The organism is Mycobacterium sp. 663a-19, from assembly GCF_035616495.1.
In the GTDB taxonomy this organism is placed as follows: Bacteria; Actinomycetota; Actinomycetes; order Mycobacteriales; family Mycobacteriaceae; genus Mycobacterium.
This window is the reverse complement of record NZ_JAPJAV010000001.1, coordinates 492,512-507,879: the sequence shown is the minus strand read 5'-3', so window position 1 is coordinate 507,879 and position 15,368 is coordinate 492,512. Positions and strand designations below refer to the sequence as shown.

19 protein-coding genes are annotated in these 15,368 nt (G+C 64.6%); 2 read left to right on the top strand and 17 right to left on the bottom strand.

The annotated features are described in order from the left end of the window. Positions 1-16 precede the first annotated feature (16 nt). From OQ968_RS02635 to OQ968_RS02595, 9 genes are all read right to left on the bottom strand, one after another. Positions 17-811: a hypothetical protein gene (locus OQ968_RS02635; protein ID WP_324674353.1), complete on the bottom strand. Its 795-nt coding sequence runs from the start codon at positions 809-811 to the stop codon at positions 17-19. Continuing rightward, complete coding sequence (locus tag OQ968_RS02630) at positions 808-1,293, bottom strand: hypothetical protein (protein ID WP_324674351.1); 486 nt, start codon at positions 1,291-1,293, stop codon at positions 808-810. The genes OQ968_RS02635 and OQ968_RS02630 overlap by 4 nt, the downstream gene beginning before the upstream one ends. A gap of 25 nt (positions 1,294-1,318) precedes the next feature. Then, on the bottom strand, positions 1,319-2,464 hold the full coding sequence (locus tag OQ968_RS02625) for a DUF1173 family protein (RefSeq protein ID WP_324675031.1): 1,146 nt from the start codon (positions 2,462-2,464) through the stop codon (positions 1,319-1,321). Between the two features lie 80 nt (positions 2,465-2,544). Next, complete coding sequence (locus tag OQ968_RS02620; RefSeq protein ID WP_324674349.1) at positions 2,545-3,021, bottom strand: hypothetical protein; 477 nt, start codon at positions 3,019-3,021, stop codon at positions 2,545-2,547. Positions 3,022-3,054: 33 nt separating this feature from the next. Then, positions 3,055-4,065 carry an alpha/beta hydrolase gene (locus tag OQ968_RS02615; protein ID WP_324674347.1) on the bottom strand — a complete coding sequence of 337 codons (1,011 nt, stop codon included), beginning with the start codon at positions 4,063-4,065 and terminating at the stop codon, positions 3,055-3,057. Positions 4,066-4,182: 117 nt separating this feature from the next. Next, complete coding sequence (locus tag OQ968_RS02610; protein ID WP_324674345.1) at positions 4,183-4,653, bottom strand: nucleic acid-binding protein; 471 nt, start codon at positions 4,651-4,653, stop codon at positions 4,183-4,185. Continuing rightward, the gene (locus OQ968_RS02605; protein WP_324674343.1) at positions 4,650-5,162 is read right to left on the bottom strand and encodes a hypothetical protein; all 513 of its coding nucleotides are present in this window, start codon (positions 5,160-5,162) and stop codon (positions 4,650-4,652) included. Before OQ968_RS02605 ends, OQ968_RS02610 begins: the two co-directional genes overlap by 4 nt. Continuing rightward, on the bottom strand, positions 5,159-5,509 hold the full coding sequence (locus OQ968_RS02600; protein WP_324674341.1) for a hypothetical protein: 351 nt from the start codon (positions 5,507-5,509) through the stop codon (positions 5,159-5,161). The genes OQ968_RS02605 and OQ968_RS02600 overlap by 4 nt, the downstream gene beginning before the upstream one ends. Continuing rightward, entirely contained in the window at positions 5,502-5,921 is a 420-nt protein-coding gene (locus OQ968_RS02595) for a WhiB family transcriptional regulator (protein WP_324674339.1), read from the bottom strand. The genes OQ968_RS02600 and OQ968_RS02595 overlap by 8 nt, the downstream gene beginning before the upstream one ends. Before the next feature lie 309 nt (positions 5,922-6,230). Here OQ968_RS02595 and OQ968_RS02590 point away from each other — a divergent pair, with 309 nt between their 5' ends. Next, entirely contained in the window at positions 6,231-6,908 is a 678-nt protein-coding gene (locus tag OQ968_RS02590) for a helix-turn-helix transcriptional regulator (RefSeq protein ID WP_324674337.1), read from the top strand. Here OQ968_RS02590 and OQ968_RS02585 read toward each other — a convergent pair. From OQ968_RS02585 to OQ968_RS02570, 4 genes are all read right to left on the bottom strand, one after another. Continuing rightward, entirely contained in the window at positions 6,856-7,881 is a 1,026-nt protein-coding gene (locus OQ968_RS02585) for a C40 family peptidase (protein ID WP_324674334.1), read from the bottom strand. The genes OQ968_RS02590 and OQ968_RS02585 overlap by 53 nt on opposite strands. Positions 7,882-7,939: 58 nt before the next feature. Continuing rightward, positions 7,940-9,001, bottom strand: a complete 1,062-nt coding sequence (locus OQ968_RS02580) for a lytic transglycosylase (protein WP_324674332.1) — start codon at positions 8,999-9,001, stop codon at positions 7,940-7,942. 200 nt (positions 9,002-9,201) lie between these two features. Next, a complete protein-coding gene (locus OQ968_RS02575; protein ID WP_324674330.1) occupies positions 9,202-9,636 on the bottom strand; it encodes a type II toxin-antitoxin system VapC family toxin in 435 nt (144 codons plus the stop codon). Then, a complete protein-coding gene (locus tag OQ968_RS02570) occupies positions 9,633-9,920 on the bottom strand; it encodes a FitA-like ribbon-helix-helix domain-containing protein (RefSeq protein WP_324675029.1) in 288 nt (95 codons plus the stop codon). The genes OQ968_RS02575 and OQ968_RS02570 overlap by 4 nt, the downstream gene beginning before the upstream one ends. Positions 9,921-10,279: 359 nt before the next feature. Here OQ968_RS02570 and OQ968_RS02565 point away from each other — a divergent pair, with 359 nt between their 5' ends. Continuing rightward, the gene (locus tag OQ968_RS02565) at positions 10,280-10,690 is read left to right on the top strand and encodes a hypothetical protein (RefSeq protein WP_324674328.1); all 411 of its coding nucleotides are present in this window, start codon (positions 10,280-10,282) and stop codon (positions 10,688-10,690) included. A gap of 846 nt (positions 10,691-11,536) precedes the next feature. On the opposite strand, the gene OQ968_RS02560 is transcribed toward OQ968_RS02565, so the two are convergent. From OQ968_RS02560 to OQ968_RS02545, 4 genes are all read right to left on the bottom strand, one after another. After that, positions 11,537-12,436 carry a class I SAM-dependent methyltransferase gene (locus OQ968_RS02560; RefSeq protein WP_324674326.1) on the bottom strand — a complete coding sequence of 300 codons (900 nt, stop codon included), beginning with the start codon at positions 12,434-12,436 and terminating at the stop codon, positions 11,537-11,539. Between the two features lie 247 nt (positions 12,437-12,683). Continuing rightward, positions 12,684-13,868, bottom strand: a complete 1,185-nt coding sequence (locus OQ968_RS02555) for a cytochrome P450 (RefSeq protein WP_324674324.1) — start codon at positions 13,866-13,868, stop codon at positions 12,684-12,686. Between the two features lie 126 nt (positions 13,869-13,994). Next, positions 13,995-14,285, bottom strand: a complete 291-nt coding sequence (locus OQ968_RS02550) for a ferredoxin (RefSeq protein ID WP_324674322.1) — start codon at positions 14,283-14,285, stop codon at positions 13,995-13,997. A gap of 263 nt (positions 14,286-14,548) precedes the next feature. Further along, a complete protein-coding gene (locus OQ968_RS02545) occupies positions 14,549-15,367 on the bottom strand; it encodes a fumarylacetoacetate hydrolase family protein (RefSeq protein ID WP_324674320.1) in 819 nt (272 codons plus the stop codon). Position 15,368: the final 1 nt, after the last annotated feature.

The window sequence follows — 15,368 nt, the reverse complement described above, 5'->3', positions numbered from 1 at the left end:
AGCGAGGGCTGGGCGGTTACCGTTCGGGTAGGCCGTCGCTGCGCAGGTCGGCGTAGATCATCTCCGCCAGCTCTGCGGTGAGCGGGTCGGCTTGGTCGCTCGGCGCCGGCAGGCCGTCCTCGGCCCGGGCCGACAGTAGATATCCGGCTTTGATCCGAAACACCGCCGAGAACGCCGGTTTCGGCCACAACATCGCGATCAGGTCCTCGGTGTCCTGGCTGGGGTCGTTGCGATACGCCGGATTCGTCCACCGCTGATCCCAGGGCACCTGGCTGCGATCGGGTGTCGGCTGATCCTCGCCCCACAGGCTGCTGGGCGGGTCCTCCTCGTCGGGGATCTGCTCGTAGAGGTCCTCGCTGAGCACGATCTCCATCGCCTGGCTGCGGGCGGTGTTCACCAGGCCCACCTTGGTCAAGTAATCGGGGTGTTGGCCGTGGCTGCGGGTCCACTCCCCCACCGCCTGGGCTTCCAACTCCGCGGCCAGCTCGGCTACCCGGTAACTGATCTTGTCCGCCTCGGCCTGGATGAACGCGTGCCGCTGCGCCGGGCTCCACTGGCTCGGCAGACCCAACTGCTGCTCGTACGTCTGTGTCACGATCTGCAGAATTTCTGGGCTCGTCACTACCACCGTCCCCGCCGACGACGTCGAACAGACCCGGTTGCTGCGGATCTGGCCGTTTGTTCCGTGCCATATTGTGCGCTCCGATCGGATGGTGGCGGGGTCTGGGTAGCCGTGGTTGGCCATGAAGGTGCGCAGCCGTAGCACGGCGAGTCGGTGGATCGCGGCGGCGCGGGCTTGGCGGCGCGTCACGGCGCGGCCTCGTGGTGTACGTGCGCATTGGAATTGACGATGTCGGCTCCCCCGCGACTCCAGTGCTCGCTCCACTGTCGAGCCCAGTGCGCCGGCGCGGTCGCTGGCGGCGTGTCGGGCGGGCTGAACTGCCAATACATCCGATACTCGGGCAGATCGGGTGGCGGTAATTGTGCGGCGACCCACGCCGCCAGCGACGCAGCAGACGTGGGCTCAGGAACGGTGACACCGAAGTTGTAAAGCCAGCCGTGCGGCGCGGCCGGGGCGGCGGCGACCAGACGGGCGGGGCGGTCGATGATCTCCCAGCGCCCATCGGGGTAACGCCACGCCTCGGTGCACACGAGGTGGATCGCCACGCCGAACTCGGGTGGATCGCCGTCCCCGCCCGGCGCGCTGTAGCCGCGCGCGGCGTACCCCAGGGCGCGAAGGGTCGCCGCGACGATGCCGGCATCCAGGCGCGGGTCATAACGGGTGGTGGGCATAGCGTCTTCGTGTAGGTGTGGTGTCTTAGGACATTGGTGACGGCAAATCCGGCATGACCTCGTCGGTACGCCAGTTCCATACCGGCAGTTCGGCTATCGAGGTATCGCCATCGGCTTCACCGGCAGGACGGTCGATGAAAGCGGCTATCGCCGGAGTGGTGTCGGTGAAAATCAGGGAGGCCATCGCTGTCGCGCTGCCGTTATACGACAACACTTTCCGGAATGAGCGCTCCTCGTCGATGGCGGTGCTCAGCAGGGTGCGGTCGGCGTCGCCGGTGAACGGTAGCCAGTTGCGATCGGTTGTCATCAGCGACAGTTGTTCGACGTTCGCATATCCGGCCCGCGAAACCGAGAAGGTGCAGATCGCTAGCAGCCGCACCTCGCCAGCGTCGGCCATCTGCCAGAGTTCGAATTCGGTGGCGAACCGCTTCGTGAGCTTACGGTACAGGTCTTGATCGAGGAACCAGGGGTGCCCCGGCTGGTGCCGCACTTGCATTTTGAATCCATGACTGGCTGGCTCGATCGCCTTGATCTCGCCAACCCCGATCATTAATTTCGTGGTCTTTCCTGGCTGACGTCGCGCCGCAGCCCATGCCTTAATCCGGCGCTGCTCGATGTCGGTCTTGCGGTCGGCCGAGAACGGTTCGGGCACAAATAAAGATGTGGCGAGTGGGTTCTTGCGAACGAGTTTGCCGTCCACGGCTGCCCGCAGATGCTGGTAGACGACCGCCCAGGGGCGGTGCCCGGCGAGACCCGCATGCCAACTAGTCAGTTCCGCCTCGTCCCACAGGTAGTGCAGCACAGCGCGAAGCGACAGTTTGTTGCCGTCAGTCTGAACGGTGTTTGACGGCGAATCGGACGGTTCAGGGGCAGCCCGATTTCCGGTCTTCGACAGTGAGAATCCCAGCCGCAGGGCCGTTGTGCCGTCGGCAGGGTTGTCGACGATTGACCGCTCAGCAACAGCTCCGTAACCCGAAAGCTCGCAGGGAGGTAGCCAGGAGCGACACCGATGGTCATGCGCGGCCGCGGTTCCGGGCATCCGTTTGACGATGAGGTCGTGTCCGGCGGCGGCGATGTACATCTCCACCCCTGGTGGCTGGCACAAGCACAGCGGCCGCAGCCGCGCAGCTTTCGCGCGACTAAGTACCTGTTGGGCCGCCGGGGCGTGCACATCGTCAACGAGGCTGCCGGCGACATCAAACGCGGTCGGTATCGCCGCGGATTCGGCGCGCGTCGAGGATGGTCGCCCGGTCACGGCCGCGCTCCGAGCGGCGCGCCCAGCGTCGCGCCGAAGCCTGCCGGCGGTGCTGTCCAGTGCTGCGGGTGCTGGATGTACTCCGGGCTGTCGACCGCGGCGAAGATCGGCTTCGCGAGAGCGTAGATGGTGACGGCACATAGGATTTCGACCAGGGCTGCTATCGCGAGAAGCCCGACCACGGACAGGATTTTGTCGGCCATGATGCGGCTGCCGGTGTTTGCGCGATCGGCAGCGAGGGCCGCTTTGCCGGCGGCGATTTCGGCGAGCCGCAGCGCGTTGAGCGCGGTCGCCGCACTTGCTGCCGATCTGTCGGCGCTTCCACGGGATCGGTCGGCCATCATGTCCGCGATGTCGGCGCTGTGGCGGGCATTGGCGGCAGGATCGTCGGTATAGCTGCCGATAGGGACGTGGCGGCTGGGCTGATCGCTATTGGTGGGGCGAGTTCGGGGGGTGTCGGTGGCGGTAGTCATGGTGTAGGGGGTCCTTTCTGGACGGGGTTGGGATCAGTTGGCCGCTGGGTGCGCGGCGGTCGGGACGGCAACCTGGTTGTGCGGCAACGGCAGTCGTCGACCGGTCACGGTTGGGCCGGGCTTGCTGGCGGCGATGACGTCGGTGATTGCTCGCAGGATGACGTCGGGAGCTTGTTGAGGCAGCATGTGGCCAGCGCCGGCGACGGTGATATGTCGCGCACCGGGTATCGCGGCAGCTAGGTCGCGGCTGTGCTCTGCGGGGGTGAGGGGATCGACGTCTCCGCTGAGGATCACTGTTAGTGCGCTGATGTTGGGAAGGTTCGGATAGAGGTCGTAGGTGCGCAGCGTGGGCAGAAATCCCAGGGCGGTGCGCGGCGGCGTGGTGGTCAGCGCAGTCAGGGCGACCGAGGCCAAGGTGGTGGAGGCGACGTGGTCTCCGAGGTGGGACAGCAGGGTGCAGATCGGCCTGGCGAGGGTGCACAGCAGCGTGCCGGGAGCGTGGGCGGCCCGGTGCACCAGGGTTGCGGTGCCGGGGCCGGCCAGTAGTCGGCCCAGACCGCGTTGGGTGAGTTTGCCTGCGGCGGTGGCGATCAGGACCAATCCGGTGGGCTCCACGGGGCGCTGGTTGCAGGGCTGGTCGAGGTAGGCCAGAGCGGTCATTCCGCCCATCGAATGGCCGACCAAGGTGAGCGGGCCGCGGACACGCAGGGCGCGCAGCACATCGGACAGGTCGGCGGCCAGGCGGGCGATGGTGTAACTGGGCGTGGGGGCGCAGGCTGAGCTGCCGTGGCCGCGGTGATCGTAGGTGATGATCCGTACCGCGGGTCCGTAGCGGTCGGTGAGCTGGTTGATGTGGTGTGTCCAGCTCGTGGAGTTCAGACACAGGCCGTGCAGGAACACGACGGTGTGTGGTGCGACGGGATCGCCGTGGTCGGTGCAGGCCAGTCGGGTGCCATCGCAGGCGAGCACGGTGAGATGTCGGTGCTCGCGGCGGATGGTGGTGTCGCGGCCAGTCAGTTCGCCGGCGAGGGTGACGGTGGTCATCGGCGCTCGCCCCGTGGCGCGGTGTGCGGGAGCGGTGCGGTGCTGATGTGGCGGTGTGTCCTCGGATTCGCCATGGTCAGCCTCCTTGGTGACGGCAGCGAGTGGTTTAGTGAGCGGTCACGCGCTGAGGGCTGGCCGTGTCTGGAGTTGGCGCGGGTAGGCGTTGGCCTCCAGCTGGATGTGCCAGTGCGTCAGTTCGCCGGCCAGCCGCAGGTTGTGGCCGTATTTGCCCAGTGCGCGCGGGTAGTCGCCAGCATCGACGTAGACCTGCATTACGGCCTGGCTGGGATCGGTGATGTGCGCGGTGGCTGATGGCACGGCGATCGCACTGGTGACGTAGGTGGCGGGATCGGGGTCGTAGGCCACGATGCTGACCCGTTCGCCGTGAAGGCGTTTTTCGACGTCGGAGATGCGCAGACCGCCCCATCCGATGCAGGCGCCGACCGGGTTGACTCCGGGGATGCGGGCTCGCACAGCGACTTTGGCGCGTCGGCCGGGATCGCGTGCAACGGCGACGATTTCGATGAGGTCGTCGGCGAGTTCGGGGACGCGGGCGTGTAGGGCCGCGCGAACAGGACAGGTCATCATGGCCGGTCCTTAAGTTCGGCGTGCTGATGGAGTCGCCGACGTGGCGGGGGTGGGGAGCCGTAGAGCTGCCAGGGCACAAAGCGGCGGGTGCCCACGGCGGTGGGGCACCAGAATCCCCATTGGCGGCGGCGCGCTCCGGTGATGACCAGGCTCCAGCAGCGTTGCGGGGTGCCGTGTCCGTCGGTGAAGAGGCGGATGCGGTGGCGGTGCTCGGCGCGTCGCATCGCGAGGCTGCCGGGCGTGCGCACTGTGGCTGCGGTGTCGGTGACTTCGAGGTAGCGCCCGGCGAGCAGGATGGAGACGAAGTCCCAGGGGTGGTCGTGCAGTGCGCCGGGGTCATCGGAGCGGCAGAAGTGGTGCAGGTAGATGTTGAGGTGCCGGTTGGGCGGGATCAGATGCCAGCGCTTGAGATAAGGGGCGTCGAGGTCGCCGATGACTTCGTGGGGCTGACCGCTCACCAGCGCAGGCAGCCACCGCGTGTGTAGGCGGGTACTGATGGTGGCGCTCATGGCCGACTCGTTTCGGCGGGTGCAGCCGCGCGGCTGCCGATAGGGCTGGGGGCGTGGAAAGCCGCTTCGAGCGCGGCGATTTCGCGGTCCGCGGGTGTCGGTGATGCTGTCCAGTTCAGCGAGCGGCCTTCGGCCCCGACTCGGGTGACCAGTCCCCCACGCTCCAAAGCGCACAGCGCGCGGTAGATCTGTTCGCGCAGCGGCGCCAAACGTTGCCGGGCGCCGCGCACGGGCACGTCGGGGGCTTGCGCGAGCAGCTGCGCGGTGCTCAGCGGGCCAGAGGCGCTGCGAAGTTGGGCGAGTAGGTCGTCGCGCAGGATGCTGGAGGCACGGGCGGGGTTAGGCACTGACCTTCTCCGTCGCTGATCGCTGCTGGGACGGGATGGTGTACTCGGCATCTGGCGTGCGGGCCCGCCGTTCGCGTTGGGTGGCCGCGAAATGCACTGCCTGGCGGATCCGTAGCGATCGCCGCCGCAGTTCGGCCGGTTGGTGCTGGTACCGCTTGATCACGTCGCGCAGGCGGTCATGGGCCGCCTCTAGGGCGGTGGGGTCAGCGCTACCCGGCAGATGGACACTGGCCCAGATGCCGTTCGTGGCGTCGAGGTCCAGAGCGCGCTGTGCGCAACTGGCGATGATCGGACAGTTGGTGCAAATCGCTTTGGATTCCCGCTGGATGCGCGGTGACTTGCTGAACCAGTTGTCGAAGTCCTCGTATTGGCATAGGCCCGTGTTGGCTCGTATCGGTCGAACGGTGTTCACTCCCGGTCCCTCAATCCTGTCTAAACCTGTGTAGCAACCGGTGGATGTTGTCTACTAAAGGTGTTTATAGCTGTTTATTTCGTGGGAAGCAACACGGTTGCGAACAAAAGTTTGGCAATGAGCTATCTCCGCAGCTAGATCACTCCTTGGAGATGACAGTCGGGGCGGTATGTCACGGCGGCGCGAACACTTAAGCGGTTATTCCTGCCTACTCCTGTGCCCTACTTTGTCTGGCCTGCCGATTGGGATTACGTGCCTGGCAGTGCATCGGTGTGGTCAACTTCTATAGTTGGACGTGCAGGTATTGACGTGTCGTCGGGCGACGACCGGGCACAGGCAAAGGACGCGGTGAGCACCCAAACTCCGAATCACGACAGCCCGTTGGAGCGGGTGGGCAGGGCTGTGGCGGACCGGCGCGTCGAACTTGGATTGGAGACCCAGCGTGACCTGGCCGACGCTGCGGGGGTGTCGCTCAACACGGCAGCGCTGCTAGAGCGCGGGAAGTCGTTTCCACACCGCACCAACCGCATCAAGTTTGAAGACGCGCTGCAATGGCCGCGGGGAACCCTTGACGCGGTGCGACGCGGCGGTAATGTGCCGGAGGCGGCCGCGCCCCCGCCGTCGCCACGGGCCGTCAACTCGGCGCCAGCCGCCGGCGCGACGCGCACGGACCTGATGGCGTTGACCATCGCCACAGCGGTGGCGGCGATCGCGGCGACGTGTACCGAGGTGTTGGTACGCGAGCGCAGTGAGCAGGCTCGCGAGACGTTGCGTCAGCTCGACGATCAACTCCTGCAACTGGAGTCGCTGATCACGGCGATCTTGCCGCACATGGTGGGAACCTCGTGGAACGAGACCATGTCCGCGGCTGTCCAGCTTCACGAGTACCGCGAGGTGATCCGCGAGGCTGCCCAGCAGGCGGACACCAGCGCGGCTAGGCGGTCGGTCGGCGGGCCTGGTACGAAGATGGCATCGGCGAAATCTTAACGGGTACACCGGATTGCTGGGCTTCGATGACTTGTGTCGGGCTGATCGCCAGCATGACGTGGCCTGCCTCGGGGAAGATCAAGTCCCCGGCTTCGACGTGACTGTGCGGTACCGCTGGCCCGTTGTGGATCTGGGTGTAGGTGTCGGGCCCCAGCGTGATTCCAGCCTGGGCGTAAGCCCAGTGCGTCAGCCCTGAGCAGTCGAACTGGTTGGGGCCCTTAGCTCCCCACACGTAAGGTTTGCCAAGCTTGGTGAGCGCGGCCTTAACGGCGATCTGGGCCAGGGGGCTGCCGCCGGTAATGCCGGCATCGTGGGCGTCGAGCATCTGGTTGGCGTGGTGGTGGTTGCCGGTGAGGCCGGTGAGGCTGTCGAGGCCGGGGATGGAAAACCCCGAGCCCAGTCCCCCACCCCCGCCGCCGAGGCCCATCGGCATACCGCCACCCATGACCCCGCCCATCGGATTGGCGGCAGCCGCCGGGTTGTAGCCCGCCGAACCGCGCTCGATCAGCGCGGCCAGCTCCATGTTGCGCTGCTCAGAGACCTTGAGCAGGTCTCTGGCGCGGTCAAGTTGGCCCTGCAAATGACGCACCAGCTCCTGCTTGCCCGCCGGCGTCCCGGTCGCCGGGGCGATCGCGGCGACACCCGACCGGGCATCACCGATCACGCCGTCCATGGCCCCTCCCCCGTCGGCGGCGGCCTGACCACTGCCGGTCACCGGCGGACCCGTGCCGTTATCGGCGCCGATCGTGGAATCTAGCGCCCACCGCTGACCACCAGCGGCGATCCCGTACCCTTCAGCGGCATTGCCCGACCAACTGGCCCCCGCTGCCCTGGCCGCCTGGCCCACCGCCTCACGACTCGTCGACAACGCCTGGGTCGACGACCATCTGCCATCAGCCGGTGCACGGCCAAACAGGCGACGAGCACCACCGAGCGCACGACCAGCCTCAGCCATCAGCTCATCGAGCGACATACCGCGCAGTATCACCGACCCCACCCCACCACCGCTATCACCACCGGCAACTACGCGTCTAATACGGAGCGGCCGGACGGGTGGGGTCGGCTTGCTGAATGTTGGCTGCGAGGTTCGATGCGTCGGCAGCCACGTGGTAGCGGCCGCGGGCGTAGTTGATGAATGCGCACGCCGCGGCCACATTGTCTTTGCGGTCATCGGCGGTTCCCGGCTCGTGGTAGGAGCGGAAGGTGGCCAGTTTGAACTGGTAGCTGCCCACGGCGGGATCGCCGTCGCTGTCGTTCTCCGCGCCGCTGTTGTAGGTGGATTCCCGCTTGGTCACCAGCATCATTCCCGCTTCCCAGCGGGCACGTGCGGCCGGATCGTGGATGCCTTTGATGTCCAGCGCGCGGTCAATCGCCGCGCGTTCACGCTCAGGCCCGGGTCCGCTCGGCTCGTTGGCGGCCAGGGTCAGGCCCTCGTCGTCGGCTCGTGGGTTGGCGTGGTGGTGGTTGCCGGTGAGGCCGGTGAGGCTGTCGAGGCCGGGGATGGAAAACCCCGAGCCCAGTCCCCCACCCCCGCCGCCGAGGCCCATCGGCATACCGCCACCCATGACCCCGCCCATCGGATTGGCGGCAGCCGCCGGGTTGTAGCCCGCCGAACCGCGCTCGATCAGCGCGGCCAGCTCCATGTTGCGCTGCTCAGAGACCTTGAGCAGGTCTCTGGCGCGGTCAAGTTGGCCCTGCAAATGACGCACCAGCTCCTGCTTGCCCGCCGGCGTCCCGGTCGCCGGGGCGATCGCGGCGACACCCGACCGGGCATCACCGATCACGCCGTCCATGGCCCCTCCCCCGTCGGCGGCGGCCTGACCACTGCCGGTCACCGGCGGACCCGTGCCGTTATCGGCGCCGATCGTGGAATCTAGCGCCCACCGCTGACCACCAGCGGCGATCCCGTACCCTTCAGCGGCATTGCCCGACCAACTGGCCCCCGCTGCCCTGGCCGCCTGGCCCACCGCCTCACGACTCGTCGACAACGCCTGGGTCGACGACCATCTGCCATCAGCCGGTGCACGGCCAAACAGGCGACGAGCACCACCGAGCGCACGACCAGCCTCAGCCATCAGCTCATCGAGCGACATACCGCGCAGTATCACCGACCCCACCCCACCACCGCTATCACCACCGGCAACTGGACGCGTTGAAAACTCTTTACGACCTGCTCTCCCGCTGTGCGACCTACCGGCCCAGAACGCGATGCCGCCGATTTGGGAACGCGCCGAGTGTCCAAGTGGGCCAATTGATGGTCAAGAATTCGCATGGTCTCAGCGTGCATTGCCAATCAAATCGCGACGAACCCAAGTTCTTCGGCGACCTTGCGTTGCGCTTCGTCGCGCGACGCGAAAGCCTGCGGCTCGCCGGGTTCGAGCAGTGGCGGAACAACCAGTGCGGCCACCGCCAGATGCCAGGCATCCATCGCGCGCAGTGCATGTCGGCGAACAAGTTCCAGAGAATGCTGCTCAACCTCGTCTTGGGGCGCTCCCAGTACGATCACCGGACCCGCGAGGTCTGCATCAAGCAGCGCGAGCAACCCCTTCTCATCGCCGCGGCCCGCGCGCGCGGCCCGGACAAGCGCGCCCGAGACTTCGATTCGTGTCCACGTTCCAGTGACGGTTGCAATGTCTGGGTCAGCCAGCAGCGCGGTGGCCTGTTGATGCCCGTCCTCGTCGACAAGGTAAGCCCGGGCGACAACAGAGGAGTCCAGGTACGCGATCACGTCCTGTCGCGCTCTTGCGCCAGCAAACGATCGAGTTGGTGTCCCAGGCCGCGGGTCGACTCGGTGATCCGCCGCCGCCGTGCGGGACTGACCGGGCGCACGTTCACGGTGCGCAGGGTGCCTGCGGCCGCCGCCGCGGCACGCAACTGCACACGCCGATCACCGCTGTCGGCATCGACCGCCGCGTCGAGGATTTCGGTAGCGACCGCGTTGAGGCTGCGCCCCTCGCGCGCGGCACGAGCGGACAGCCGGCGGTGGATCTCCTCGGGCACCCGGAGCAACATTTGCTTCACACAGCGATGCTATCATCGTATGCGCCGTGATAGCATGCGTGTCCGGCTCTTGCGCCCTCGCTTGGGAACTGACTGATGTGCGACGGTAATCAAGTACTTCCAGCCCTATGAATCATCTAACCGCATGGCCTTGGCTCGTTACCAAGCCCATAATGGAGCGGCCATCTGTGGTCGGTGCTTGGTCGGTGAATCTGCGACACGCCGTGGTTTCGGTTGGTGACGGATGGCGTTAAATTGCCAGCTCATAACGGCTTTCGGGGCCGCGACCGGGAGAGCTTGCAGGCTCTCCTAAAGCCGGTGTCGCAGGTTCGAATCCTGCCGGGGGCACTCACTGTTGATGCAGGTCAGCGGTGATTTTTGAGTGCCTGCCGATCGGCCCTGGCTTGTTCTGGTCGGTGCTGTGGTCGGTGATTCTTTGGCATCAGATGACGCACCGTGGCCGGCGATGGTCAATCGTGGGCCGCGGTGTCGAGTCGGGAAGCGATGCCGGACTGGTCTGTCGGGAACGAGCCGCGCAGTGGTTCAGCGTTGCCGCCGCTAATTCGCTCAATTTGACCGCCATTCGCGTTAAGCATTTGCTCGCGGCTGAATGCGGGCTGAAGTGGTCATCCGACGTGGGCGCCGGTCACAGCCAATGGATTTCATTGCGAACCCTTGGACAGCGCAGACGCGCGCAGAGTATGGGCATGCACGACGACTCGCTCGAGATCAAGACGTACTCGCTTTCCGAGGTCGCGAAGATGGTCTCCCTCCGGAGATGACGGATGGTGTGCGCTGGCTATCCCGTCGCTTGAACCGCGGCGAATTGTCCGGGTACCGCATCGGTCGCACCTGGCGCATGACGCACGAGGATGTTGAAGACTTGATCGAGCGGCACCGGAAGCATCCTTTGCCGCGGATTCCGCAGGAGCCGCGGACTGATGCCGTTTCTGGCTTGACGCCCACTTCTCGCCTACGGCTGACGCGAAGCGATAGTTGATCGATGGTCATAGCGTCGGCTGCGAGCCCGCTGGGTTATTGCTCCCGTTGAGTCGCCCCAGTGTCGTTGACGCCTGAGACGCCGACGTTGACCGCATGTTGATGTCTGCCGGGCAGGTAAAGACAAAACGCTTGCTTAGGGGGCCGTTTTCCCGTGGAGCTGCCGGGAATCGAACCCGCCACAAAATGGCTGCGACCTGGGAAGACGTGGAATATGACTACGCTAAACCACGCCAAATGACGCGAAATGACCTGCGGATACGCGGAAAGTGTTGATGGCATCAACAGCACGCCTCAATCGTCGTCGGTGCCGAAGACCATGCTCTCCTGCGACGCTCCGTACCTCATGCAGGGGACTAAACGGTGCGAGACAGAACGCAAGGCGATCGTTTAGGCACACGGAAAACAGCGGAGCTAAGGGGATTCGAACCCCAGCCTCGACCAGGCAAAATACCGGTTGACCTGCGGGTTCGCTCCGCCTCGTTCCGATTCAGTCCCGCTCGTTACCTGCGGTTATGTTTTCGGGTCTTGACGGCGTCAAGAGTCAACACCAACCGGTTCCGCCTATTTCACCCCGCGCGCTATCCATTGGTAGATCAGGTGCTCCGGATCGCTCGTTCGCCTCAGCATCAATCCAGCATCGCGATGCAATAGTGGTTCTCGGTGTAGGCATCATTGCGCGGCGGCACTGGCAATCCGTTGTCGGCCAACAACTGACTGGCCGATGTTCGAACTGTGCGCCAGCCACGCGTGTCCAAATAAGTCGCGACATCGTTGCGCTTGGTCTCGTAGCCCAGGTTGTCGATCTCGACGTCGAGACCGTGCTCGTACCATTTTTGCGTCGCATCCTGCAAGGTCTGCATGGTTTGCATGTTGCTCATGAAGATTTCGGCCACCAGGCGGCTGCCATCGGCGCTGAGCGCGGTGATGTTGTCAAGTAGGCGATCCTGGGCGTCTGGTGGCAAGAATGCTAGTAAGCCCTCGGCGATCCAAGCGGTGGGCCGGTCGGTGTCGAACCCGGCCTGCCGCAAGGCCGTTGGCCAATCACGTCGCAGATCAATCGACACCACCCGCAGGTTGGTTGTCGCAGTGGCGCCCAGCGCGTCCAACGTGACGCCCTTGAATTCGAGAACATGCGGTTGATCAATCTCGAACAGCGTCATGCCAACCGGCCAAGCCAGTCGGTATGCACGTGCATCGAGACCAGAGGCCAAGATCACCGCCTGGCGGACGCCCGCCGACACCGCGTCCGAGATGAACTTGTCGATGTGGCGGGTGCGCGCCGCCATCAGGTTGGTCATCCGCTGCATGCCCCAGGGATGTTCCGGGATGTCGACCTCAGCGGAGTGCAGTTCGCCGGCCGCCCAGCGGGTGAAGAACTCGATGCCAACCGCTCGCACCAACGGTTCGGCGAATCTGTCGTCGATAAGCTCAGCTTTGGTGGCGCGAGCCCTGCCCGCCGCCACCATGGTGGCGGTGGCCCCTACGCTGGTTGCCAGGTCCCAGGTGTCATTCTCGGTTCGTGCCATGCCTACCTTTCATTGCGGCGCCGATTCGCATGCGCCTGGCGGTGATTCGCCGCGGCTGACCGGCAGTCTGCGTCCCTGCGGTTTGGCATCGTCATGCCCGGATTTCGTCGCTGGTGAAGTCATTCTTTTCGACAAAATTCCGTACGCCGGCGCGCCACGCAATACGCCACGTGCAAATTTGTCTGGCGATGGTGACAGCGAGGCGCCAACGAATGAGGCGCCGGCACATCGACGAAAGGCATCGGGCTTATTGGGCCTTGATGACTTTGACGGGAAGGGACTCGAGGCCGCGCAGGACATTGTTGTAGTGGCGCACCGCGTCGCCGGCCTCGATGTCGCTCACGGTGTTGATAAGCGCACGAAGAATCGCTTCTCCCTCGATTCTTGCGAGCGCCTGCCCGGCGCATGCGTGCAGTCCATAGCCGAAGGCCAGCTGGTCGATGTTGTTGCGCCGGACGTCGAATCGGTCGGCCTGTTCCCACTTGCGCTCATCGCGGTTGGCGCACCCGAATAGCACAGCCAGTCGCGAGCCGGCGGGCACAGTGACATCGCCGACGGTCCACTCGTTGGTTGCCGTCCGACCGAACAGCTGGACCGGTGATTCGTAGCGCAAGACCTCCCGGAAAGCGCCGGGGATGAGCGCGGGCTCGGCACGCAGTTCCTCCCACTGGTCGCGGTGCTGCGCGAACAGCCAGATCATATGGCCGACTGCATGCACTGTCGTGTCGATACCTGCAGTCACATATGTCATGACGAGCCACGGCGCAGCATCGGCGGGTACCCACCCGGCGTCGACTGCCTCATAGACAGCTGCACCCATACTGTTCTCGGCCAGTGTCTCCTTGGTGGCATTGGCCATTACGTACTGGGCCAATTCGGCCAGCTTCGGGCCTGATTCGCGGGTACGGTCGTTGTCGGGTCCGAAACAGTTGAAGTTCGCGTCGACAAGCTCAAGCAGCCGTTCCCGACCCTGGCGTGGCAGTCCGATGAGGTCTGCCACCACCTCAAGCGGAAACGGCCTGGCGAGGTCACTTACCGCATCAAACGAACCCCGTTCGACCAGCGCGGCGACGACATCGGTTGCACGCGCGTCGATTTCGGGCTGAATTTCGCGCACTGCGCGCGGAGAAAGCCGCGATGCGAGCACGTCGCGCTGCTGGTCGTGCAGGGGCGGGTTAGACCGAATGATGCCGTCGCCGACGTAAGAGTTGAACTGCTCATTCAGAGCGATGTCGGCCGACGAGAACGACTGCCAATCAGCAAGGACGTGACGCGCCTCTGCGTAGCGCGTTACAGCCCATACATCGAATCGGTCCAGATACACCACCGGACCCGCGTCACGCAGCTGGCGATACAACGGATATGGATCGGCCATTACCTCTGCGCTGAACAGGTCAACGTCGGATCGCGGGATCGTGTCGGTTTGAGTCATCAGAGGGTCCTTCGGTCCGCCGTGGCTTCCACGGGTGGTGACGGTTGAATCAGGTTTCGAGCTGCAGTTTCCTGTGCAGGAGATCCAGCGCGGTACGCGGCTGACACGGGGTCGCATTGCCCGACATCATTTGTGCAGGAGAGGCGCGCGGTTTGGCATTTCAGGTGGCTCGTGCAGATCTTGGGAGCGGTGTGCCTCAGTCTCGCCGATCGTGTAGACAGACAATGCAGCGACCGGACAGCACTGCACCGCCGCATCGGCCAACGGCCTGTCCGCTGGCGGAATGTCGCCAAGGTCAAACACCGGCTCGGCGTCCTCGTTGAGCTGAATCAGTTTTGGGGCGACCTGCTCACACATACCGTGCCCCTCGCATTTCGACCTGTCGACACTCAACCTAAGTGGCCCTTGGTCATCCATTTGTCTCCTTGTTGAGGTCCAAACTCGGTTTCGGGGCCTTTGATCCGCTCACACGGGATGGCGTCAACCTAAAAATTAGTGATCTGTATGTCAAGAGCGATGTCCTGTAATACAGGACATCTACCGAATCGGCGTGTCACGTGTCCGTCGGGTCCGCCTCGCGACTCGACGAATCGGCAGCACTTTGCCATCAGCGCAATTGCCGCGATCGGCGGCGGGGGCAGGGTTAGCTTCTGCCGCACGCGATCCGCGCCGGGCCCGGCTCATCGTCGTACCGTGTTTGAGACTGCGCCAATCCCGTCGATCTCAACGGAGATCCGGTCGCCGTCATTGAGGAATACCTGAGGGTCGCGCCGATATCCCACTCCGCCGGGTGTCCCGGTAAGAATCAGGTCCCCCTCCTGCAAGGAGCTGAATGTGGAGATCGTGGCAATGAGCTCAGCCACATTGAAAATGAGTTGCGACAGATCCGATTCCTGCAGCTTCTCGCCGTTGAGGATGGTGCGGATGCCCGCTTGCTCGATGTCAATCTCGTCGGGCGTAAGCAAGTAGGGGCCGACGGGGGTGCAGGCATCCCAAACCTTTCCTTGCATCCACTGATGGGTCTTGTATTGAAAGTCGCGCATGGTGACGTCGTTTGCGACGGTATAACCCAGGACGTGGGCGAGCGCATCGGATCGCTGGATACGCCTGCCGGCGTGCCCTATCACGACCGCCATCTCGCCTTCGTAGTCAACCTGAGTCGATTCCTCCGGCAGGACGATGTCGTCGTGGGCGCCGATGAGGCTCGACGCGTATTTCGGAAATAGCACCGGGTAGCTTGGCAGTTCCCGTTTGGTTTCCAGAACGTGGTCGCGGTAGTTCAGCCCGACACAGAACACTTTGGTGGGGTTAGGAACCACGGGACGCAGCACGACGTCACTGACTGCCACAGTCGCCGATTCCTCACGGGCCGCATCGGCTAGAACCTCTCGTGTAGTCGTTGCTCCTATTTCGGTTATGCCGGTCAGCGGTACCAGTTGCGTGCCGCGAACCTCGCCAACCCGGCTTTGGCCATCGTGTATGTATGTCGCGTAAGCCATG

Excerpts from the sequence above, each read along its gene's own strand:
- OQ968_RS02580 (WP_324674332.1), bottom strand. The coding sequence starts at position 9,001 with ATGTCGCTCGATGAGCTGATGGCTGAGGCTGGTCGTGCGCTCGGTGGT.
- OQ968_RS02570 (WP_324675029.1), bottom strand. The coding sequence starts at position 9,920 with ATGTTGCTCCGGGTGCCCGAGGAGATCCACCGCCGGCTGTCCGCTCGT.
- OQ968_RS02555 (WP_324674324.1), bottom strand. The coding sequence starts at position 13,868 with ATGACTCAAACCGACACGATCCCGCGATCCGACGTTGACCTGTTCAGC.
- OQ968_RS02560 (WP_324674326.1), bottom strand. The coding sequence starts at position 12,436 with ATGGCACGAACCGAGAATGACACCTGGGACCTGGCAACCAGCGTAGGG.
- OQ968_RS02610 (WP_324674345.1), bottom strand. The coding sequence starts at position 4,653 with ATGATGACCTGTCCTGTTCGCGCGGCCCTACACGCCCGCGTCCCCGAA.
- OQ968_RS02615 (WP_324674347.1), bottom strand. The coding sequence starts at position 4,065 with ATGACCACCGTCACCCTCGCCGGCGAACTGACTGGCCGCGACACCACC.
- OQ968_RS02585 (WP_324674334.1), bottom strand. The coding sequence starts at position 7,881 with ATGTCGCTCGATGAGCTGATGGCTGAGGCTGGTCGTGCGCTCGGTGGT.
- OQ968_RS02545 (WP_324674320.1), bottom strand. The coding sequence starts at position 15,367 with ATGGCTTACGCGACATACATACACGATGGCCAAAGCCGGGTTGGCGAG.
- OQ968_RS02630 (WP_324674351.1), bottom strand. The coding sequence starts at position 1,293 with ATGCCCACCACCCGTTATGACCCGCGCCTGGATGCCGGCATCGTCGCG.
- OQ968_RS02550 (WP_324674322.1), bottom strand. The coding sequence starts at position 14,285 with ATGGATGACCAAGGGCCACTTAGGTTGAGTGTCGACAGGTCGAAATGC.
- OQ968_RS02605 (WP_324674343.1), bottom strand. The coding sequence starts at position 5,162 with ATGAGCGCCACCATCAGTACCCGCCTACACACGCGGTGGCTGCCTGCG.
- OQ968_RS02620 (WP_324674349.1), bottom strand. The coding sequence starts at position 3,021 with ATGACTACCGCCACCGACACCCCCCGAACTCGCCCCACCAATAGCGAT.